This window comes from Amycolatopsis stemonae, from assembly GCF_054781455.1.
The window spans coordinates 474326-495060 of the sequence record NZ_BAAGUJ010000001.1 but is presented as its reverse complement, the minus strand read 5'-3'; the positions used below and the strand labels follow the sequence as shown (position 1 = coordinate 495060).

Below are 20735 nucleotides of genomic sequence, written 5' to 3'. Positions count from 1 at the left end.
CGTCCGATGATCCTGCGCATCGAACTCCGGCGGTCCATCGCGCCCTGGGCGGGTCTCGCGGTCCTCGCCGTCGCGCTCGGGTTTCTCTTCCTGCTCTCCGGGCCGTGGTGGAAGGTGCCCGCGCCGTGGACCGCGCACGCGACGACCACCGCCCTGTGGGTGCGGTACCTCCTGCAGTTCCTGTGGCCCATCGTGGTCGGCGCCGGCGCGATCCAGGGCATGCGAGACAGCCGCTCGGGCATGGTCGAGCTGCTCGGCACCACTTCTCGGCCGGGCCGGCACCGGGCGGCGAGGCTGGCCGGGGCCGTCGGCGGGCTGAGTGCGCTCGGGTTCCTGCTGGTCTTCGCCGTCGGTGCGGTCGAAGTCCTGGTCCACGGCGGGTTCTTCTCGGCGGGGTTCGTGCCCGTGCTGGCCGTCGGGCTGCTCGGCGTCGTCGCCGGGAGCTGGGTGGGACTGGCCGTCGGACGGCTGCTGCCGCACCCGCTGACCGCGCCGGGGCTGGCCGTCGTGACGCTGGTCCTCTCCGTGCTCTGCTGGATGGCGCTCGAACCGGGCGTGTACTCGGTGCTGTCCGTGCGGGCCGGGCTGCTGGCACCGGCGCTCGCCGAGCCGCGGGGCACGCTGGTGACGACCACGGCGTCGCTCGACGCCGGGCAGGCCGTCTGGTTCCTCGGCCTCGCCGCGACCGGGTTCCTGGTGCTGGCGGCGGAATCCGTGCGGGCCCGGCTGCTGGCGCTGCTGCCGGTGGTGGCGGGCGCCGCCATCGCGGTGCCGCTGTTCCCGGCCACGCAGGCGGAGGTCCACACCACGGACGGCTTCGCCGCCGAGAAGGTGTGCGAGGGGCCGATCTGCCTCAGCCGGCTGCACGCCGGCCGCTTGGCCGCACTGGCCGGACCGGGCCGGGAAGCGTTGGCGCTGCTGGCAAAACTCCCCGGCGCGCCGACGCGGATCGAGGAGCAGACCGCGCCTTCGGTCCCCGACCAGCCGCCCCGGCGGGCCGCGGAGGTCGTCTACCTGGACTTCCAGCGCAACGACGCCCTCCTGACGGCGGACGCGCCCACGCTGCGGCTCGCGGTGCTGGCCGGTGCCGGGCTGCCGTCGTGCGACCGGCCGAGCACGGCCGACCTCCCGGACCAGGCCGCACGCATGATCACGGCCGCGTACTTCACCGGCGAAGTGCGGAAGCTGCCGGAGTACAACGGAAGCTGGCTCTCGGACCAGCGCGGCACGGTCGATCGGCTGTGGGCGACGTTCCACGCGCTGCCCGCGGACGTCCAGCTCGCCCGCGTCGCGGCGGCCCGGCAGGTGCTGCTGACCTGCCAGGGCGATCCGCTCGCGAAGCTGGTGTCGCCGTGAGGTGGGCGGTCCTGTACGCGCGCTCGCGGCGGCTGCCGGCCGCGTTCACCGCGCTGGTGGTGAGCACGGCGCTGGTGTGGCTGCTGGCCCGCGACGCCTGGGCGGCCCCGACGGCGCTGCTGGCCCTGACGGCGTCGATCGCGGCGGCGGCGACCGGCCTGACCGGCCAGGACCCGGACCTCGACCGCACTGCGGCGCTCCCGTGGCCTTCCCGTCGCTTCGCGCACCTCGTCCTGATCGGCCTGGCCGCGGCGGGCGCGGTGCTGGCGGTCCAGCGGCTGGGCCCGCCGGGTGTCGGGCCGCCGATCATCCTCCGCGACACGGCGGGCCTGCTGGGCCTGGCGGGCCTGGCCGCGACGACGGCCGGCGGCCAGTTCGGCTGGACGCTCCCGGTCGCCTGGTCGGCGGTGGCCCTGTTCGTCCGGAACGACGGCTCGACGGCCAGTGAGATCGCGGCCTGGATGCTCCAGCCGGCGGGAACGCCGGTGGCGACGGCCACGGCGGTGGTCCTGGCCGTCACCGGCGTGGCCGCGTACACGGTCCGGGGCGGGCGCCGCTGAACCCGGCTCAACCGAACCCCGCCCCCGCGCGTGGAGTACGCGGCCGGTCGCCGTGACCGGCCGCGTCTTCAGGGGAAGGAACCTCCATGCGCATCTTCAAGACCGTCCTGGCCACCGGGCTGGTCGTCGGCGGCCTCGCCGCCGGCGCCACCGCGGCCGACGCGGCGACCACGACGTCGTGGCGGATCGAGTACACGGCGACCGTGGCGGCGGGCACGATCTCCTGGGGTGACGGGCGTTCGGCGACGGTCACCGGCAGTCTTCACGCCGGCGGTGGCGTCCGCGAAGTCTGCTCGTGGGGGGTCAACGGCACCGACGCCAGCCCGGTCAAGTGCACTACCGCGGCCGCGGGAACCACTGCGCCCATCTCCCACGGGCACACCATCGACAAGGTCGGTGGCGTGCAGCTCATCCACATCAGCCTGTACGACGGCTCCAACCACAAGCTGGGCCAGCGCGGCTGCACCCGGACCGGCTGCGTCGCCGAGTGACGCCGGCGGTGGGGCGCCGGCCGGCGCCCCACCGCGTCAGACGTTGCGGATGTTGGCCTCCAGCTCCAGCGGCTCGCGGTCCCAGTCCTCCACCCCGAACGCGATGATCCGCTCGGGGTGGATGCGGATCACGGCGTCGTCGAAGTGGCCGTCGGCCTCGTTGACCCCCGTCAGGGCCTCCGCGCGGCCGCGGATCTCCAGGCACCGGACGCGCCACGGGTTCGTCGACGGCAGGTCGTCGACGACGAACGCGACGCGGCCGTTCGCGCGGACGTTGCGGAACTTCTTGCTCCCGGCCAGGTTGTGCCCGGTGACGTCGATGGCCTTCGCCTCCGGGTGGTACCGGAAGCCGACCGGGCTGACCTGCAGGGTGCCGTTCGGCTGCTGGGTCGCCAGCCGGCCGAGGGGCTGGGCCTCGAGGTACGCGAGCTCTGCTTCGGTGAACATGGTCCCAGCCTTCAACTTCAAGCGAGGTTGAAGTCAAGCAGTGGCGCGAACCGCGCCGCGATGCGTTCGTGGGCGGGGCCGTCCGGGTGCAGCTCATCCGGCAGGGGGAACTCCGCGTAGTCGGCGGGTCCGTACAACGACAGCCCGTCCACGTAGTGCAACGCGGGATCTTCGCGCTGCGCCACGATTTCCGCCAGCGCGTCGCGGATCACCTCCAGCGTCAGCTTGTCGTCACCAGGGACGCCGGTGGCCCGGAACCGCACGACCCCCGCCGCCAGCGCCTCGTGGTCGAAGTCGCCGGGCCCGGGCGTCCGCTCGTGGATCGGGCAGTACAGCGGCGAGACGACCAGCAGCGGCGCCGACGGGTGGCCCTCGCGGATCGTGTCGAGGAACCCGTGCACCGCCGGGCCGAACGCGCGCAGCCGCATCAGGTCCGCGTTGACCACGTTGATGCCGAGCTTGACGCTGACGACGTCGGCCGGGGTGTCCCGCAGCGCGCGGGCGGTGAACGGGTCCAGCAGCGCGTTGCCGCTGAAGCCCAGGTTCACCAGCTCCACCCCGGCGGCCACCGCGGTCAGCGCGGTCCACGTCGTGGACGGGCTCAGCGCGTTCGAGCCCTGGCTGATCGAGCTGCCGTGGTGCAGCCACACCCGCCCGGACGGCGGCACGGGCGTGACCGGCGCGTCCGTGCGCAGCGCGACCAACGTCGTGAGTTCGTTGTGCGGTAACCAGATCTCGACGTCCTTGTCGTGCCCGGGCAGGTCCGCGAACCGCACGCCGGCGGGCACGGTCGCCTGTGCGGCGAGCTTGCCGTCGAGCAGCAGGTCGTACACGCCGTCGGGCCGCGGCGGCGCGCCCGGGTACTCGACCTTGGTCGCCAGCGTCTCGAGTTCGACCAGGCGGGCCGTCGTGCGGAACCGCACGCGCACGCCCGCGGGTTGCGCCTCGGCCATCGCGAGCCGCGGGTCGGTGTTCTGGGCCCGCGCGCGGGCCGGCAGCCGGTGCGGGACCAGGCCGCGCGGGGTCGCTTCGAGTTCGAGGGCGCCGTGGACGAGGCCGGTCAGGGGGGTGGTGATCAAGGCTGTGGCCAATCGCGGAGAAGGGAGTCGAGGACGTCGAGGAGGCGGGTCCAGCTTTCGCCCGGCGGCGGCGAGCTGTGGTCGAAGCCGCCGTCGGCTTCGAGGGCGACGAACCCGCGGACGAAGCTGCCGAGCAGCCGGACGGCGTGCGTCTGGTCGGGCCCGGTCACGTCGTAGCCGCGCAGGATCGCGCGCATCAGCTGCGCGTGCCGCACGCCGGCGCTCGCCGCCGCGGTCTCGGGGTCCAGCCGCAGCTGCGCCGCGGCGAACCGCCCGGGGTGTGCCCGGGCGTAGTCGCGCTGGACATCGGCGTACGCGACGAGCGCCGCCCGCCCGGACCGCCCGGCCAGCGCGGCGGCGGCCCGCTCGGCGAGCTCGTCGAGCGCCAGCAGCGCGATCCGCGTCCGCAGGTCGTGCGCGTTCTTGACGTGCGAATACAGGCTGGCGACCTTGACGTCGAACCGCCGCGCCAGCTCCGACGGCGTCACCGCGTCGAACCCGATCTCGTCGGCGAGTTCGGCTCCGGCGAGCACCACGCGTTCGGTGGTGAGTCCGGCACGAACCATAGCTACACTCCTTATTGCCTAAAAGGAGTGTAGCTCAGCCTAAAACTCTTAGGCAAACAGGGCGTCGCCCCAGGAGGCGGTTTTCGAGACGCCCGGGGGGATCGCGAAGTGCGCCGAGCCGGTGTGCTGGACGTACTCCATCATCGCGTCCTTCGACGACAGCGCCTGCTGCATCGGCACGTACTGCTTGCGGGTGTCGCGGTTGAACGCCAGGAAGAACAACCCCGCCTCGAGGTGCCCGACGCCGTCCGAACCGTCGACGAAGTTGTAGCCGCGGCGCAGGATCCGCACGCCGTTGAGCGCCTGGTGCGAGGCCAGCCGGACGTGCGCGTCCTCCGGGATCACCTTCTCGCCGCCCGCGCCGCCGACGTCGAGGTCCAGCTCGTCGAACTCCGCGGTCTGGCCCAGCGGGGCCCCGGTGCCCTTCGTGCGGCCGATGATCTTCTCCTGGCCGTCGAGGGTTTCGCGGTCCCACGTCTCGATGTGCATCCGGATCCGGCGCGCCACCAGGTACGAGCCGCCGGCCATCCAGGCCTGGCCGTCGCCGGGCTCGGCCCACACCTGGTCGCGCAGGATGTCGGTGTCCTCGGACTTGACGTTGTTCGTGCCGTCCTTGAAGCCGAACAGGTTCCGCGGCGTCGCCTGCGCCCGCGACGTCGACGAGCTGCGGCCGAAGCCGAGCTGCGACCAGCGGACCTCGGTGACGCCGAAGCCGAGCCGCACCAGGTTGCGGACCGCGTGCACCGCCACCTGCGGGTCGTCCGCGCAGGCCTGGATGCACAGGTCGCCGCCGCTGCGGGCCGGGTCGAGCTTGTCCTTCGGGAACAACGGCAGGTCGATCAGCTGCGGCGGCCGCTTCGCCGCGAGGCCGAACCGGCCGTCGAACAGCGACGGCCCGAAGCCGATGGTCAGCGTCAGGTTCGACGCCGGCAGGTCGAGCGCCTCGCCGGTGTCGCCGGGCGGCGCGTACTCGCCGCCGCCGATCGCGCCGTCCGCCACGACCTCCTGGCCCGCCGTCATCCGGCGGGCCGCGTCGGTCCACGTCTTCAGCAGCTGCCGCAGCTTCTCGCGGTCCTTCGTGATGACGTCGAGGGCCGCGAAGTGCAGGTTCGCCTGGGCCGGCGTGACGATGCCGGCCTGGTGCTCGCCGTCGAAGCCGACGATGTTCACCGCGGCCTCGGCGCTGCCCGTCGCCTTGTCGATCCCGATGCCGGCGGCGGCCCCCGCGCCGGCGAGCGCGACCCCCGCGCCCGCCAGGCCGAAGAGCTTCCGCCGCGAAACCCGGGTGCCCTCTGTCGACGTCACTTCGAGACGACCTCCGCAACCTTGCTCAGCGGTTCGCTCAGCGCGTCGACGGCCGAGGCGAACTCCTTGACCTGGTCCTGGGAAAGGTCCGTGTAGGACTTGAAGCCGTCACCCGCGCGCTGCTTGTCGAGCAGGCCCTGGACGTTCGCGAACTCCTTGTCCAAAGTGGACACCAGGGCGGCGTCCTTCGCCTGCAGGATCGGCCGCAGCGACGTGATCGCGCCCTTGGAGCCGTCCAGATTGGCCTGGAAGTCCCAGAGGTCGGTGTGCGAGAAGATCTCCTCCTCGCCGGCGATCTTCTTGGTGGCGACCTCGTCGAGCAGGCCCTTCGCGCCGTTCGCGAGGTCGAGCGCGGTCAGCTGCAGCGTCTTGGTCTTCGCGACCAGGTCCTTGACGTCGGTCAGCAGCTTGTCCGCGATCTGCGGGCTGTCGGGCTGCAGGCCGGTCTTGAACAGGTCCTTCTCCAGCCGGTGGAACCCGGTGAACTGCTGGCCCGGCTCGAGGTCGGCCTCGCGGACGTCGATGGCCGGGTCGAGGTCGCCGAACTTCTCGGCCACCGGCTCGATGCGCTCGTAGTAGACGCGGGTGCGCGCGTACGCGGCCTTCGCCTCGTCGACCTTGCCCGCCTTGACGAGGCCGACGAACTTGCCGGTCTCCTCCTCGAGGGCCGCGGTGTTGTTCGCGATGTAGTCGTTGTAGCTCTTGGTCGCCTGGGCCTTCTGCGCGTTCGCGTCGCCCTGTTTCGGCGCGCCGCCGGTGACGGTGAAGTCGCCGCGGATGCCGTCGCCGGCCATGCCCGGCTTGCACGCGGTCTGGTACTTGCCCGCGTCGGCGACCTCGACGATCAGCCGCCGGTTCAGCCCGGGCGCGATGTTCTCGACCTCGCCCATGATCCGGTCGCCCTCGGCGTAGAGGTAGAACTCGGTGACCTTGGTGCCCTTGTTCGTGATCTCGAAGGTCAGGTTGCCCGCGCCCGCCGTGTTCGCGGAGACCTCGCACGCGGTGTCGGACGCCGACACCTTGATCGGGCCGCCGGCCGCCGCGGCACCGGCGGTGTCGCTCTTGCTGTCGCAGGCGGACAGCGCCACCAGGGCGGTGGCACCGGCCAGGACGGCCAGCGGGGTGGTCTTGCGCACGGTCACTCCTTCGAGGCGGCCGCGGCGGCGGGCGCCGGCGCGGTCTTCTTGCTGGGCTTGAGGAACAGCGGGAGCACGACGACGACGTAGGCGACCCACGCGACGGCCTGCAGCACGGTCGTCTGCTGCGAATAGTTGAAGATCCCCTTGAGCAGCGCGCCGTACCAGGACGTCTCCGGCAGCGCGTTCGACGCGTCGAACGCGAGCGTGCCGATACCCGGCAGGAAGGCGGCTTCCTGCAGGTCGTGCAGGCCGTAGCCGAGCACCCCCGCGGCGACGAACACGAGCAGGACGCCGGTGATCGTGAAGAACTTGCCCAGGTTGAACCGGACCGCGCCCTTGTAGAGCAGCCAGGCGAGCACGACGGCCGCGGCGATGCCGATGGCGAAGCCGATCAGCGGCTGCACGGTGTCCGACTGCGCGGTCTGGACGGCGGAGTAGAAGAACACCGCGGTCTCCAGCCCTTCGCGCCCGACCGCGAGGAACGACAGCAGCAGCACGGCCAGCGGGCCGACGTCCAGCGCGTCGTCCATCTTCCCGCGCAGCTCGGCGGCGATGCTCTTCGACGCCTTGCGCATCCAGAAGATCATCGCGGTGACGAACACGACCGCCACGATCGACAGGCTCCCGCCGAGCAGCTCCTGGTGCTCGAACGACAGCTGGGCGGTCGTGTAGGTGAGGATCGCGCCGACCGCGACCGACAGCAGCACCGCGGCACCGACGCCGGGCCACACCCAGCGCAGCGCGTGCCGCCGGTCCGTCTTGACCAGGAACGCGACCAGGATGCTGACGACCAGTGCGGCCTCCAGGCCTTCGCGCAGCCCGATCAGCGCGCTCGAGAACAACACCGGTCCGCCTCCCTGAGTTTTTCTGGCTCCAGGAAGTTTTTAGGTAAGGCTCACCTGTAAGTCCAGCGGACCCGGCCCGGCTCGAAACGATGCAATCGGACAAACAGGGCGCGACGCTGAAGTTAGGTTAGGGTAACCGCAGGTCAGGGCCTTGCGCGTCGACTCGATAACGAATTCTGTGACGTCGCTGGCAGCGGACCTGTTTTTACCCTCCGCTTGCCTGGTCAGGCTGTCGGGGGACCCCCTTGAGTGCCTCCGTAACCTGATCGGGTGGCCGATACCGCTCAGCCGACCGTCACGCCTCCGCACTCGCCCCCGGGCGGTCCGCCGCGGCGCTATCTCGGCCGGGTGGCCCTGACGGTCGCGCTGGTGGTGACCGGCGTGGTCCTCGTCGTCACGATCGGTGTCCGGAACCCGGACACCCCCGCCGCGCCCCCGCCGGCGCAACCGGCGTTGCCGATCCCGGAGCAGCGCCCGCAGCCCGGCGCCGAATCGCCGCGCGCCGGGCTCGCCGCCCCGGTCGACCGGCCGGAGGTGTCCGACCAGGCCGAGCTGGACGCGTGGGCGACGCGCGTCGCGGGCAAGACGCACCTCCCGGCGCGCGTGCTTTCCGCGTACGGCCGGGCGGAAATGTGGATGCAGCGCCAGAAGCCGACGTGCCACCTCTCGTGGGCGACGCTCGCGGGCATCGGCCGGGTCGAGGCGGAACGCACGGGGTTCGACCTTTCGGCGATCACCGCGAACGGCCGCGTCGCGAAACCGGTGGTCGGCCCGCCCCTGGACGGCTCGCCGGGCGTCCCGGCGGTGCACGACACCGACGGCGGCAAGCTCGACGGCGACAAGTCGTGGGACCACGCGATCGGCCCGATGCAGTTCCAGCCGGCGACGTGGAAGAAGTACCAGGAGCGCGCGAACGGCGACGGCGGCGCGCCCGACCCCCAGAACATCGACGACGCGGCCTTCACGGCGGCCCGCTACCTCTGCTCGGGCGGCGACGACCTGGGCACCCCGGCCGGCTGGTGGCGGGCGATCCTGTTCTACAACCAAGGCGTGACGTACGGCCAGGACGTCTTCAGCGCGGCGGACGCCTACGCGGAAGCCAGTGTCGCGCCTTAGAGCTCCCGGTCGGCGAACAGCGGCGTGACGGCCACGATCACCAGCAGCAGCAACCCCGCGTAGGCACCCAGCGTGGCGAAGATCGACATTTCCGGTTCCTCCCTGGTTCGGTCTGGAACCAGCTTCGCCGGAACCGGGGGTCCCGCGGATCGGCCGAGGGGCCCGGCCTCATCAGCCGAAAGTCCGAGGCCGCGGGGGCCGTTCGGCCCTGGCCTCAGGGCTCGCGCAGCGCGATGTGCGCCTTGACCTCGCTGATCGCCTCGAGGTACTCGGGCACCGGGTTCATCGCCGAGGCCATCCGCATCTGCGCCAGCGCCTCGACGAACCGGCCGAGCCGCTGCAGCGTCCGGCCCAGGATGAACCGGGCGTAGTGGTCGGTCGGGTCCAGCTCAAGCACGCGCGTGAACGCCTGTTCGGCGCGGCGCAGCTGGGCGGAGTGGAAGTACGCGCGGCCGGCGAGCAGGTGCACCGACGGCTTGTCCGTTTCGGACTCCAGCAGGGGTTGCAACGCCTTCAGCGCGTCCAGCGGACGGCGGCGGCCGACCAGGTCTTCGGCCTGGCGGAAGGCGTGGAACCGCGACTCCTCGGGAGGCTGCGAAGCAGCTGCGGCGTCCGTCATGGTCATTCCCACGTTACCTCGGGAAGAGGGGGTTGCACACGCCGCCGATCGGGACGTGATGGACTGTGCCGCCATGAGCAGCCCGTACCGGGGCCTGGCGCCCTACCTCTACTACGCCGACGCCACCGAGGCGCTCGCCTGGCTGACCAGGGTCTTCGGGTTCACCGAGGAGGTCCGGTTCAGCGACGGGGCCGGCGAGGTGTTCCAGGCGACGCTGTGCGTGGGCGACGCGCGGATCCAGATCGCGGGCGTCGGCGCGGAGTACTGGCAGGCCAAGGGCGTGGACGGCCCGGTCGGCCAGCTGAACATCGTCTACGTCGACGACGTCGACGCTCACTACGAAGGGGTCGTCGCCGCGCTCGGGGACGACACCGAGCTCGACCCGCCGCAGGACCAGCCCTACGGCGCCCGCGTCTACACCGTCGGCGATCTCGGCGGGAACAGCTGGACGTTCTGGCAGCAGACGTCCGACGACGTCGAGCTGCCGCCGGGCTGGCAGGCGGTCCGCGCGGGCGGTGAGTCCTCCAACGGGTGAACAGCCACGACGGCTAGGCTGGGTGCGTCATCGCAGGCAAGACGCACCGAGGAGCATGGCGTGGCTCTCATCGAGCAGGTAGGCGCGCGCGAGATTCTGGACTCGCGTGGCAACCCGACGGTCGAGGTGGAGGTGGCTCTCGACGACGGCACCCTGGCTCGGGCCGCCGTCCCGTCGGGGGCGTCGACCGGCGAACACGAGGCGGTCGAGCTGCGCGACGGCGACACCGGCCGCTACAACGGCAAGGGCGTCGAGCGCGCGGTCGCCGCGGTGCTCGACGAGATCGGCCCGGAGATGGTCGGCATCGAGGCCGTCGACCAGCGGATCGTCGACCAGAAGCTGGTCGACCTCGACGGCACGCCGGCGAAGTCCCGCCTCGGCGCGAACGCCATCCTCGGCGTCTCGCTGGCCGTCGCGAAGGCCGCCGCCGAGTCGGCCGAGCTGGAGCTCTTCCGCTACCTGGGCGGGCCGAACGCGCACGTGCTGCCCGTGCCGATGCTGAACATCCTCAACGGTGGTTCGCACGCCGACAGCAACGTCGACGTCCAGGAGTTCATGATCGCGCCGATCGGCGCCGAGACCTTCCGCGAGGCCCTGCGCTGGGGCGCCGAGGTCTACCACTCGCTGAAGTCGGTCCTGAAGGGCCGCGGCCTGTCGACCGGCCTGGGCGACGAAGGCGGCTTCGCGCCGAACCTGGCGAACAACCGCGAAGCGCTCGACCTGATCCTGCAGGCCATCGAGAAGGCCGGGTACGCCCCGGGCCGCGACGTCGCGCTCGCGCTGGACGTCGCCGCGACCGAGTTCTTCGCCGACGGCGCGTACACCTTCGAGGGCAGCAAGAAGAGCGCCGAGCAGATGTCGGCGTACTACGCCGAGCTGCTGCGCGACTACCCGCTCGTGTCCATCGAGGACCCGCTGAGCGAGGACGACTGGGACGGCTGGGTCACGCTGACCGCCGAGATCGGCGAGAAGGTCCAGATCGTCGGCGACGACCTGTTCGTCACCAACCCGGACCGCCTCGAGGAGGGCATCACCCGCCGCGCCGCGAACGCGCTGCTGGTGAAGGTCAACCAGATCGGCACCCTGTCCGAGACGCTCGACGCGATCTCGCTGGCCACGTCGTTCGGCTACAAGTCGATGATGAGCCACCGCTCCGGCGAGACCGAGGACACGTTCATCGCGGACCTGGCGGTCGCCACCGGCGTCGGCCAGATCAAGACCGGTGCGCCGGCCCGCGGCGAGCGCATCGCCAAGTACAACCAGCTGCTGCGCATCGAGGAGACCCTCGGTGACGCCGCCCGCTACGCCGGCGAGCTGGCCTTCCCGCGGTTCAGCGCCGAGGGCTGATCGCCGGTGGCGGATCGGGGGAGGACGACGCGCAACCGCCGGAGCGGCGGCGGGGCTTCGCGGGCCAACCGGCCCGCGCCGGCCCGCCGCCCCCAGGCGGGGCGCCGCACCGGCGACGTCGAGACGACCCGGGCCCGGCTGCGCCGGAGCCTGGCGGCGAAGCGCGCGTCCGGGGCGGCGAAGGTGCTCGGCATGTCCACCACCCGCCGGGCGGCGGTGGTGGCGATCGTGGTGTGCGCGCTGGCGTTCACCATCGCCGTGCCCCTGCGCACCTACCTCGCCCAGCGCACCGAAATCCGCGACCAGCAGGCCCAGCAGGCGCAGCTGCAGCAGACGGTCGCCCAGCTCCAGGGTCGCAAGGCGGAGCTGAGCGACCCGGCGCAGATCGAGGCCGAAGCCCGGCGGCGGCTGCGCTACGTCAAGCCGGGCGAGACGCCCTACATCGTCCAGCTGCCCGAGGACAAGGCGCCCGACGCGGCCCCGCAGCAGGGGCAGCAGCCGGCCGCGGCCGGCTCCTGGTACGAGAACCTCTGGAACCAGGTCTCGGGCGGCTGAACTAACCTGGTGCGCGTGAACAGCACGCAGCAGCACCGGTTCGAGCCCGTCACCGAAGCCGACCGCGAGATCATCGCGGAGCAGCTCGGACGGCCGCCGCGCGCGCTGCGGGCCGTCGCCGCCCGGTGCCCGAGCGGGCACCCGTCGGTGGTGCAGACCAGCCCGCGGCTGGAGAACGGGACGCCGTTCCCGACGCTCTACTACCTGACCTGCCCGAAGCTGAACTCGATGATCGGCACGATCGAGGCGTCCGGGATCATGAAGGAGATGACCGAGCGGCTCACCACCGATCCCGAGCTGGCCGCGCACTACCAGCGCACGCACGAGACGTACCTCGCCGAGCGCGACGCGATCGAGCCGCTCGGCCACCAGGTCACCGCCGGGGGCATGCCCGGCCGCGTCAAGTGCCTGCACGTGCACGTCGCGCACGCGCTCGCCGTCGGTCCGGGGGTGAACCCGTTCGGTGACGAGACGCTCGAGCTGCTTAAGGCGAACGGGTGGCCCACGGGAGACTGTGCCGAGTAACGCTCGCGCGTCGTCAACAGATAACTGGGCTGGGTGAGCGAAAAGCCCCGTCCGGCGAGATCCAGACTCCCGAAGGGGTGAAACCACGCCCCGGGTACGGCAGGCTGTCACCGAGGGCGGGTGGGACAAGGCGGCCAGGAGGGTTTCGAGCGATGCGCGTGCGGCGACTGCCTGACGCAGTCGGGAGCCACACCCGAAGATTCGGGCTCCGCCACCGCACCGCCTACCCCTTGATGACCGGCATCTTCGCGGTGGTCCCGGCGCTCGTCGCCGGCGGCGTCACCCTCGCGTGGCTCGGCGGCAGCGGTGACCACACCCGCGACGTCGCGCTCGGCCAGGGCTACGACCCCGGCCACGCCGCCATTCAGCAGGTCGCCGTCGACGGCACCCTCCCCGGCGCCCCCACCCCGCTGCCGCTCCCGGCCTACGAACTCCCCGACGGCCCCCTCGGCATCCCCGCCACCGCCCTCGCCGCGTACAAGAACGCCGCCGACATCCTCGGCCGCGAACTGCCCGCGTGCCACATCGACTGGGCCCTGATCGCCAGCATCGGCCGGATCGAGTCCAACCACGCCCGCGGCGGGTACGTCGACGCGAACGGCACCACCCGCGAGCCGATCCTCGGCCCCGAGCTCAACGGCCAGGGCGGGTTCGCCGCGATCCCCGACACCGACCACGGCGTCCTCGACACCGACCCGGTCTGGGACCGCGCGGTCGGCCCGACGCAGTTCATCCCGGCGACCTGGCGGGCGTACGCCTCCGACGGCAACGGCGACGGCAAGTCCGACCCGAACAACATCTTCGACGCGGCGCTCGCCACCGGCCGGTACCTCTGCTCCGGCGGGTTCGACCTGGCGAAGCCCGACCAGCTGCGCGGCGCGATCTACCGCTACAACAACTCCGACACCTACGTGAACACCGTGGTCCTGTGGGCCGAGGCCTACCGCAACGGGATCATGCAGGTCCCGGACAGCACGGTCCCGATCGGCGCGCCGAACGCGGCGGCGATGCCCGCACCGCCGGCGATCCCGCCCCCGCCGACCCCGACGACGACGCCGGCCGGCCCACCGCCGACCACGGCCTTGCCGCCGACGACGTCGAAGCCGGTGTGCGCGCCGCCGACCACGAAGGTGATCGAGACGACGATCACGAGCGTCACCACGACGACGACCCCGCCGCCGTCCACGACTCCGACCACGACGACCACGGAGAAGACGACCACCCCGACCACGCCGCCGGACCCGACCTGCGGGGAGACGGTCACCTCGGTCAGCACGTCGACCACCCCGACGACGACCACCGTGGGTCCGCCGACCAGCTGAGCGCGCCGCGCCGGTTAGGGTGATCGCATGCCTCGTGTTGCCGCGATCGACTGTGGGACCAACTCCATCCGCCTGCTCGTCGCCGAGCTGACGCCGCGCCACGACGGCACGGTCGACCTGCGCGACCTGCACCGCGAGATGCGGATCGTCCGGCTCGGCCAAGGCGTCGACGCCACCGGCGAGCTGGCCCCCGAGGCTCTCGAGCGGACCCGCGCGGCGCTGGCCGACTACACGATCGCCGCGCGGCGCAAGGGCGTCGAGAAGGTGCGGATGGTCGCCACCTCCGCGACCCGCGACGCCAAGAACCGCGACGAGTTCTTCCGCATGACGCGCGAGACGCTCGGCGTCGAGGCCGAGGTGATCAGCGGTGACGAGGAGGCGCGCCTGTCCTTCACCGGCGCGGTCGGGGAGCAGGACCCGGACGACGGCCCGTTCGTCGTCTGCGACGTCGGCGGCGGCTCGACCGAGCTGGTCCTGGGCACCTGGGACGGCCGGCAGGCGGAGGTGCTCGCCGCGAAGTCCGTGGACATCGGCTGCGTGCGGATCACCGAGCGCGCGCTGAAGAGCGACCCGCCGACGGCCGACGAGATCGCCGCCGCCCGCGACCTGGCCGGCAAGGTGCTGACCGAGGCGTTCGACGTCGTCGACGTCGCCCGCGCCCGCACCTGGGTGGGCGTCGCCGGCACGGTGACCACGCTCTCGGCGATCGCCCAGGAACTGCCGGAGTACGACCCCGAGCGGGTCCACCTGTCCACATTGGGCGCCGCGGACATCGACCGGCTGGCGACGCGCCTGCTGGCCGAGGACCACGCGGCGCGCGCGGCGAACCCGGTGATCCACCCGGGCCGGGTCGACGTGATCGGCGGCGGCGCGGTGGTGGTCCAGACCCTGGCCGAGCAGCTGGCCGCCCGCGGCGGCCCGACCGAGCTGGTCGTCAGCGAGCACGACATCCTCGACGGCATCGCACTGGCCCTGGCCTGACCGCCGTGGTCCGGGCCCGGCTCCCTCGACGGGATCGCGCCGAACCCGGCCCGACCGGACACCGTCCGCGACCTGACCGACCGTTCGGCCGCCCCAAAGGGCTTGTGGCGCAACGGAACCGTGGGTGAGCGCGCGATGACCTGCAGTCCGCGCTGGGCCGTCCGGAGTACCCGGTTTCCTACCTTGGTTGTGCTCCAACCAGGTGGTCCCGACGGTCGTCACACATTTGCAACACCGCAGTCCTGTGATCGGCTTCCCGCCCCCCGATAGCGTGCGTCTCACCTTTCGGACACACCGGATATGGAGGGGATCATGCGTCGTTCGCGCAGGCTCTGGGGACCCACGGTGGTGATGACTTCGCTGGCACTCGTGCTCGCCGCGTGCGGTGGCGGGTCGGGCAGTTCCACGGGGGCGGGCCAGGCGGACCCGGACGGCACGGTCAGCGTCTACGGCACCGAACCGCAGAACGCGCTGGTCCCGACGAACATCAACGACCTCGGCGGCACCAAGGCGATCCAGCCGATGTTCGCCACGCTGGTCGGCTTCAAGGGCGCGGACGCCAAGCCGTTCAACCTGATGGCCGAGTCGATCACCACGACCGACTCCAAGGTGTACGACATCAAGATCAAGCAGGGCTGGAAGTTCCACGACGGCACCGAGGTGAAGGCGCACAACTTCATCGACGCCTGGAACTACGGCGCCTACGGGCCGAACGGCCAGCTCAACACCGACTTCTTCTCGAACATCCAGGGCTACAAGGACGTCCACCCCACGGACGAGAACGCCAAGCCCGCCGTGGACAAGATGTCCGGCCTGGTCGCCAAGGGCGACTACGAGTTCCAGGTGACGCTCGACGCGCCGTTCTCGGTGTTCGACATCAAGGTCGGCTACCAGGCGTTCGCGCCGCTGCCGGACTCGTTCTTCAAGGACCCCAAGGCCTTCGAGCAGCACCCGATCGGCAACGGCCCGATGAAGTTCGTCTCGCGGACGCCGAACCAGGACATCAAGCTCACCCGCTTCGACGACTACAAGGGTGACGACAAGGTCCACTTCAAGGACCTCGACATCAAGATCTACTCCAGCCAGGAGACCGCCTACCAGGACCTGCTGAGCGGGCGGCTGGACTTCATGGAGGCGCTGCCGCCGTCGGCGGTCGCGGGCGGCAAGTACAAGAACGACCTCGGCGACCGGCTCGTCACCGGCCACCTGCTCGGCGTCAGCACCATCGCCGTGCCGTACTACGTCCAGGGGTACAACAACCTCGAGTTGCGCAAGGCCATCTCGATGGCGATCGACCGCGCGCAGATCACCAAGACCGTCATGAACGACACCTACGTCCCGCTCGACGGCTACGTCGCCCAGGGCATCACCGGTGCGCGCTCCGGCGTCTGCCAGTTCTGCAAGTTCGACCCGGCGGCGGCCAAGGAGGCCTTCGCGAAGTCCGGCTTCAAGGGCAAGCTGACCATCGCGTCCAACGCGGACGGTGGCCGCAAGGAACCGCTGACCGCGGCGTGCAACAGCATCAAGAACACCCTCGGCGTCGAGTGCGACTTCGTGCCGGCCACCGACTTCGGCCAGTGGCGCAGCATCGTCACGGGCAAGAAGCTGACCGGCATGGGCCGGTCGGACTGGTCCGCGGACTACCCGTCCATCGAGGACTTCCTCAACCCGATCTACAAGACCGGCGGGTCCTCGAACGACTCCAGCTACTCGAACCCGCAGGTCGACGCGATCCTCGCGCAGGCCGACGCGACGGCCGACAAGGACGCCGCGGTCAAGCTGTACCAGCAGGCCGAGGACCTGGTCGCGAAGGACCTGCCGTCGATCCCGGTGTGGGACGAGAAGGGCGTCGCGGCGAAGTCGAAGAACCTCAAGTCGGCCGCGCTGGACTTCCGGCGCATGCCGGACTACCCGTCCATCGAGGTCCTCAAGAAGTGACGCGCTGACCGGCCGTACCCACCACCACGCCGTCGTGGGTGGCTAGGGCGGTTCCCACCGCCCTGACCACCCACGACGGCCGGCGCGCACTAGGAACGTCATGATCCGCTATGTTCTGCGACGGCTGCTCCAGCTGGTCCCGGTGTTCTTCGGCACCACCTTCCTCATCTACGTCCTGGTCTGGGCGGTGCCCGGTGACCCGTTCTCGGGCAAGTGCGGCCAGGCCGCCTGCCCGCAGGCCTACATCGCCCAGATGACCGAGAAGTTCCACCTGAACGACAACATCTTCGTCCAGTACTTCAAGTACCTCGGGAGCCTGTTCACCGGCGACTGGGGCGAGACCTTCAACGGCACTTCCGTCGGCGAGCTGATCGCGACGTCGTACCCGATCACGCTGCGCCTGGCCGTGATCGCGGTGGTCATCGAGGCGGTCATCGGCCTCACCGCCGGCGTGCTGACCGGCCTGCGCGGCAAGGGTTTCCTCGACAACCTGGTGCTGGTCTCGACCACCTTCCTGATCTCGCTGCCGGTGTTCGTCACGGCGATCGTGCTGCAGCTCGCGCTGGGCAGCAACGGCCTCGGCCTGATCGAGGCGAGCGTGTCGGACGACCCGGGCATCGGCGAGCTCATCGTGCCCGGCATCGCGCTCGGCAGCCTGTCCATGGCCTACGTCGCCCGGCTGTCGAGAACGAGCATCGCCGAAAACCGCCACGCCGACTACGTGCGGACGGCGATCGCGAAGGGCCAGCCGCAGAGCCGCGTCGTCGGCGTCCACCTGCTGCGCAACTCGGTGATCCCGGTGCTCACCTTCCTCGGCACCGACCTGGGCGCGCTGATGGGCGGCGCGATCGTCACCGAAGGCGTGTTCAACATCAACGGCCTGGGCGGGCTCATCTTCCGCGGGATCCAGAACCGGGAGAGCGCGACCGTCGTCGGCGTCGTCGTCCTGCTGGTGCTGGTGTACCTGCTGATGAGCCTGATCGTCGACCTGCTCTACGCCGTTCTCGACCCGAGGATCCGCTATGACTGACCCGAACCTGGTGGGCGGCGGCGGGGCCGACGCGGCCGAGCTGTCCCGCGTCGACGACTCCGCCACCGGCCCGCAGAAGCCCCGCAGCCTGTGGAGCGACGCGTGGCGTCAGCTGCGGCGCAAGCCGGCGTTCGTCGCTTCGGCGGTGATCATCGTGCTGATCGTGCTGATCGGGATCGCGCCGGGGCTGTTCAGCTCGCGCGACGCCGGCTTCAGCGACCTGTCCCACGCCAACGAAGGCCCGTCGGCGGACGCCTGGTTCGGCTACGACAACCAGGGCGCCGACGTCTACGCCCGGACGATCTACGGCACCCGCGCGTCCCTGCTGGTCGGGGTGTTCGCGACGCTGCTGACGGTCCTGATCGGCTCGGTGATCGGCATCCTCGCCGGCTACTACGGCCGGTTCGTCGACAGCATCCTTTCGCGCTTCGGCGACATCTTCGCGGGCCTGCCGTTCGTGCTCGGCGCGATCGTCATCCTGACGACGTTCAACGCGCCCGGCTCGAACCCGGGCGCGGTCACGATCATCGTCCAGGTGGTCTGCTCGATCGCGGTGCTGAGCTGGCCGGTGGCGATGCGGATCATGCGGTCGGCGACGCTGGTGGCCAAGCAGCTCGACTACGTCAAGGCCGCCCGCGGCCTCGGCGCGAGCACGCCGCGGATCATCTTCCGCCACCTGCTGCCGAACACCCTCGCGCCGGTGCTGGTGTACGCGACCATCGCGCTCGGCGCGTTCATCGGCGCCGAGGCGACGCTCGCCTACCTCGGGATCGGCGTGCGCCCGCCCGTCATCTCGTGGGGCGTGATGATCAGCGACTCGCGGGACTACTTCCGGAACGACCCGCACATGCTGCTGTTCCCCGGTGCCTTCGTCACCCTGACCGTGCTGGCCTTCGTGATGCTGGGCGACGGCATCCGCGACGCGCTCGATCCGAAGTCGAGGTAGATCTCCTTGTCCGACCACGAACTCCTCCTCGAAGTCGAAGACCTGCACGTCGAGTTCCGGACGTCCGACGGCGTCGCGAACGTGCTCAACGGCGTCGGCTACGCGGTGCACGCGGGCGAAACCCTGGCCGTGCTGGGCGAATCCGGCTCCGGCAAGAGCGTCACCGCGCAGACCGTGATGGGTATCCTCGACATGCCGCCGGGTGTGATCACCGGCGGCGCGGTGCGCTGGCGCGGCGAGGACCTGCTGACCGCGTCCGACGAACGCCGCCGCGAGGTGCGCGGCAGTGAGATCGCGATGATCTTCCAGGACGCGCTGTCCGCGTTGAACCCGGTGTTCACCGTCGGCTTCCAGATCGAGGAACAGCTGCGGGTGCGGCTCGGGATATCCAAAAAGGACGCCCGGAAGCGCGCGATCGAGCTGCTCGACACCGTCCGCATCCCGGCCGCCGAACGCCGGATCAAGGACTACCCGCACCAGTTCTCCGGCGGCATGCGCCAGCGCGCGATGATCGCGATGTCCCTGGCGCTGGACCCGGACCTGCTCATCGCCGACGAGCCGACCACCGCGCTCGACGTCACCGTGCAGGCCCAGATCATGGACCTGCTGGCCGAGATCCAGGCCGAGCGCAAGATGGGGCTCGTGCTCATCACGCACGACCTGGGTGTCGTCGCCGAGGTCGCCGACCGGATCGCCGTGATGTACGCGGGCCGGATCGTCGAACAGGCCGACGTCGTCGAGCTGTTCCGCGCGCCGGCCCACCCGTACACCGCCGCCCTGATGGACTCCCTGCCCCGGCTCGACCTCAAGGGACAGACCCTCGAAACCATCAAGGGCCTGCCGCCGAGCCTGCTCGACATCCCGCCGGGCTGCCCGTTCCACCCGCGGTGCAAGCGAGCCGAAGCCCGTTGTTCCGAAGAAGTGCCGCCACCGCGCGGGATCGGCTTCGGCCGGACGAGCGCGTGCCACTTCGCCGAAGAGGTGGTGAACTCCCGTGCCTGACCCCATCCTGTCGGTCACCGACCTCAAGAAGTACTTCCCGGTCCGCACCGGAATCCTGTTCAAGCGCACGATCGGCCAGGTCAAGGCGGTCGACGGCGTCTCGTTCGACCTGATGCCGGGCGAGACCCTCGGCGTCGTCGGCGAGTCCGGCTGCGGGAAGTCCACTTTGGCCCAGGTGCTGATGCGCCTGGAGGAACCGACCGCGGGCAGCGCGACGTTCGAAGGCCGCGACATCTTTTCGATGAAGGGCACCGAACTGCGGAAGCTGCGCCGCGAAATCCAGATCGTGCTGCAGGACCCGTACACGTCGCTGAACCCGCGGATGACCGTCGGCGACATCGTCGGCGAGCCGTTCGAGATCCACCCCGACGTCGCGCCGAAGGGTTCGCGCGCGGCGAAGGTGCAGGAGCTGCTGGAGGTCGTCGGGCTCAACCCCGAGCACCTCAACCGCTACCCGCACCAGTTCTCCGGCGGCCAGCGCCAGCGCATCGGCATCGCGCGGGCGCTCGCGCTGCGGCCCAAGGTGATCATCTGCGACGAGCCGGTGTCCGCGTTGGACGTCTCGATCCAGGCGCAGGTGATGAACCTGCTCGGCGACCTGCAGACCGAGTTCGGGCTGTCCTACGTGTTCATCGCCCACGACCTGTCCGTGGTGCGGCACCTGTCCAACCGGGTCGCGGTGATGTACCTCGGCAAGATCGTCGAAATCGGTACGGACGAGGAGATCTACGAACGACCGTCCCACCCGTACACCCAGGCGCTGCTGTCGGCGGTGCCGGTGGCCGACCCGGCGGTGCGCGGCCAGCGGCAGGTGATCCGGCTGACCGGGGACGTGCCGAGTCCCCTGGATCCCCCGTCCGGGTGCCGGTTCCGCACGCGCTGCTGGAAGGCGCAGGACAAGTGCGCCACCGAGGTGCCGGAACTGGTGCCGAGGACGGACGGCCACTTGTCAGCTTGTCACTTCGCGGAGCAGAAGTCGGTTGTTCCATAACGTACTTTCTGCCGTTGTAAGTGCAATGTCCGATCTATAC

The 20735-nt window shown here is 70.9% G+C and carries 22 protein-coding genes; 15 read left to right on the top strand and 7 right to left on the bottom strand.

The window, feature by feature from the left end:
* The first annotated feature begins 6 nt into the window (after window positions 1-6).
* The 3 genes from ACYVLJ_RS02490 (at window position 7) to ACYVLJ_RS02480 (ending at window position 2407) form a co-directional block, all read left to right on the top strand.
* Complete coding sequence (locus ACYVLJ_RS02490; protein WP_460437597.1) at window positions 7-1356, top strand: hypothetical protein; 1350 nt, start codon at window positions 7-9, stop codon at window positions 1354-1356.
* The gene (locus ACYVLJ_RS02485) at window positions 1353-1916 is read left to right on the top strand and encodes a hypothetical protein (protein ID WP_460437596.1); all 564 of its coding nucleotides are present in this window, start codon (window positions 1353-1355) and stop codon (window positions 1914-1916) included. Before ACYVLJ_RS02490 ends, ACYVLJ_RS02485 begins: the two co-directional genes overlap by 4 nt.
* 86 nt (window positions 1917-2002) lie before the next feature.
* Entirely contained in the window at window positions 2003-2407 is a 405-nt protein-coding gene (locus tag ACYVLJ_RS02480) for a hypothetical protein (RefSeq protein ID WP_460437595.1), read from the top strand.
* 36 nt (window positions 2408-2443) lie between these two features.
* Here the strand turns inward: ACYVLJ_RS02480 and ACYVLJ_RS02475 are convergent, their stop codons facing one another.
* The 6 genes from ACYVLJ_RS02475 to efeU are packed head-to-tail and all read right to left on the bottom strand — an operon-like array spanning window position 2444 to window position 7788.
* Complete coding sequence (locus ACYVLJ_RS02475; RefSeq protein WP_451968365.1) at window positions 2444-2854, bottom strand: PPOX class F420-dependent oxidoreductase; 411 nt, start codon at window positions 2852-2854, stop codon at window positions 2444-2446.
* A 17-nt stretch (window positions 2855-2871) separates the two neighbouring features.
* Window positions 2872-3933 carry an SGNH/GDSL hydrolase family protein gene (locus ACYVLJ_RS02470; protein ID WP_460437594.1) on the bottom strand — a complete coding sequence of 354 codons (1062 nt, stop codon included), beginning with the start codon at window positions 3931-3933 and terminating at the stop codon, window positions 2872-2874.
* Window positions 3930-4499 carry a TetR/AcrR family transcriptional regulator gene (locus ACYVLJ_RS02465; RefSeq protein WP_460437593.1) on the bottom strand — a complete coding sequence of 190 codons (570 nt, stop codon included), beginning with the start codon at window positions 4497-4499 and terminating at the stop codon, window positions 3930-3932. Before ACYVLJ_RS02465 ends, ACYVLJ_RS02470 begins: the two co-directional genes overlap by 4 nt.
* A gap of 48 nt (window positions 4500-4547) precedes the next feature.
* Window positions 4548-5804, bottom strand: a complete 1257-nt coding sequence (efeB, locus tag ACYVLJ_RS02460) for a Dyp-type peroxidase (protein ID WP_460437592.1) — start codon at window positions 5802-5804, stop codon at window positions 4548-4550.
* Complete coding sequence (efeO, locus tag ACYVLJ_RS02455) at window positions 5801-6946, bottom strand: iron uptake system protein EfeO (protein ID WP_451968358.1); 1146 nt, start codon at window positions 6944-6946, stop codon at window positions 5801-5803. Before efeO ends, efeB begins: the two co-directional genes overlap by 4 nt.
* A complete protein-coding gene (gene efeU, locus ACYVLJ_RS02450) occupies window positions 6943-7788 on the bottom strand; it encodes an iron uptake transporter permease EfeU (RefSeq protein ID WP_451968356.1) in 846 nt (281 codons plus the stop codon). The genes efeO and efeU overlap by 4 nt, the downstream gene beginning before the upstream one ends.
* A 369-nt stretch (window positions 7789-8157) precedes the next feature.
* Here efeU and ACYVLJ_RS02445 point away from each other — a divergent pair, with 369 nt between their 5' ends.
* A complete protein-coding gene (locus tag ACYVLJ_RS02445; protein WP_451969827.1) occupies window positions 8158-8904 on the top strand; it encodes a lysozyme family protein in 747 nt (248 codons plus the stop codon).
* A gap of 214 nt (window positions 8905-9118) precedes the next feature.
* On the opposite strand, the gene ACYVLJ_RS02440 is transcribed toward ACYVLJ_RS02445, so the two are convergent.
* Window positions 9119-9523, bottom strand: a complete 405-nt coding sequence (locus tag ACYVLJ_RS02440; protein ID WP_451969825.1) for a tetratricopeptide repeat protein — start codon at window positions 9521-9523, stop codon at window positions 9119-9121.
* A gap of 73 nt (window positions 9524-9596) precedes the next feature.
* Between ACYVLJ_RS02440 and ACYVLJ_RS02435 the strand changes: the two genes are divergently transcribed.
* From ACYVLJ_RS02435 to ACYVLJ_RS02385, 11 genes are all read left to right on the top strand, one after another.
* On the top strand, window positions 9597-10058 hold the full coding sequence (locus tag ACYVLJ_RS02435) for a VOC family protein (protein ID WP_451968354.1): 462 nt from the start codon (window positions 9597-9599) through the stop codon (window positions 10056-10058).
* A gap of 60 nt (window positions 10059-10118) precedes the next feature.
* Window positions 10119-11405, top strand: a complete 1287-nt coding sequence (gene eno, locus ACYVLJ_RS02430; RefSeq protein WP_451968352.1) for a phosphopyruvate hydratase — start codon at window positions 10119-10121, stop codon at window positions 11403-11405.
* 192 nt (window positions 11406-11597) lie between these two features.
* Window positions 11598-11960, top strand: coding sequence for an FtsB family cell division protein (locus ACYVLJ_RS02425; RefSeq protein WP_451969823.1), 363 nt, complete (start codon window positions 11598-11600; stop codon window positions 11958-11960).
* 15 nt (window positions 11961-11975) lie between these two features.
* A complete protein-coding gene (locus ACYVLJ_RS02420; RefSeq protein WP_451968350.1) occupies window positions 11976-12485 on the top strand; it encodes a DUF501 domain-containing protein in 510 nt (169 codons plus the stop codon).
* 152 nt (window positions 12486-12637) lie between these two features.
* On the top strand, window positions 12638-13807 hold the full coding sequence (locus tag ACYVLJ_RS02415; RefSeq protein WP_460437591.1) for a lytic transglycosylase domain-containing protein: 1170 nt from the start codon (window positions 12638-12640) through the stop codon (window positions 13805-13807).
* Between the two features lie 27 nt (window positions 13808-13834).
* A complete protein-coding gene (locus ACYVLJ_RS02410; RefSeq protein ID WP_451968346.1) occupies window positions 13835-14788 on the top strand; it encodes a Ppx/GppA phosphatase family protein in 954 nt (317 codons plus the stop codon).
* A gap of 351 nt (window positions 14789-15139) precedes the next feature.
* Window positions 15140-16726 carry a peptide ABC transporter substrate-binding protein gene (locus ACYVLJ_RS02405; protein ID WP_460437590.1) on the top strand — a complete coding sequence of 529 codons (1587 nt, stop codon included), beginning with the start codon at window positions 15140-15142 and terminating at the stop codon, window positions 16724-16726.
* A 100-nt stretch (window positions 16727-16826) separates the two neighbouring features.
* Window positions 16827-17756, top strand: coding sequence for an ABC transporter permease (locus ACYVLJ_RS02400; protein ID WP_460437589.1), 930 nt, complete (start codon window positions 16827-16829; stop codon window positions 17754-17756).
* A complete protein-coding gene (locus ACYVLJ_RS02395) occupies window positions 17749-18702 on the top strand; it encodes an ABC transporter permease (protein WP_460437588.1) in 954 nt (317 codons plus the stop codon). Before ACYVLJ_RS02400 ends, ACYVLJ_RS02395 begins: the two co-directional genes overlap by 8 nt.
* Window positions 18703-18708: 6 nt before the next feature.
* Complete coding sequence (locus ACYVLJ_RS02390) at window positions 18709-19704, top strand: ABC transporter ATP-binding protein (RefSeq protein ID WP_460437587.1); 996 nt, start codon at window positions 18709-18711, stop codon at window positions 19702-19704.
* Window positions 19697-20695, top strand: a complete 999-nt coding sequence (locus ACYVLJ_RS02385) for an ABC transporter ATP-binding protein (protein WP_451968338.1) — start codon at window positions 19697-19699, stop codon at window positions 20693-20695. Before ACYVLJ_RS02390 ends, ACYVLJ_RS02385 begins: the two co-directional genes overlap by 8 nt.
* Window positions 20696-20735 lie beyond the last annotated feature (40 nt).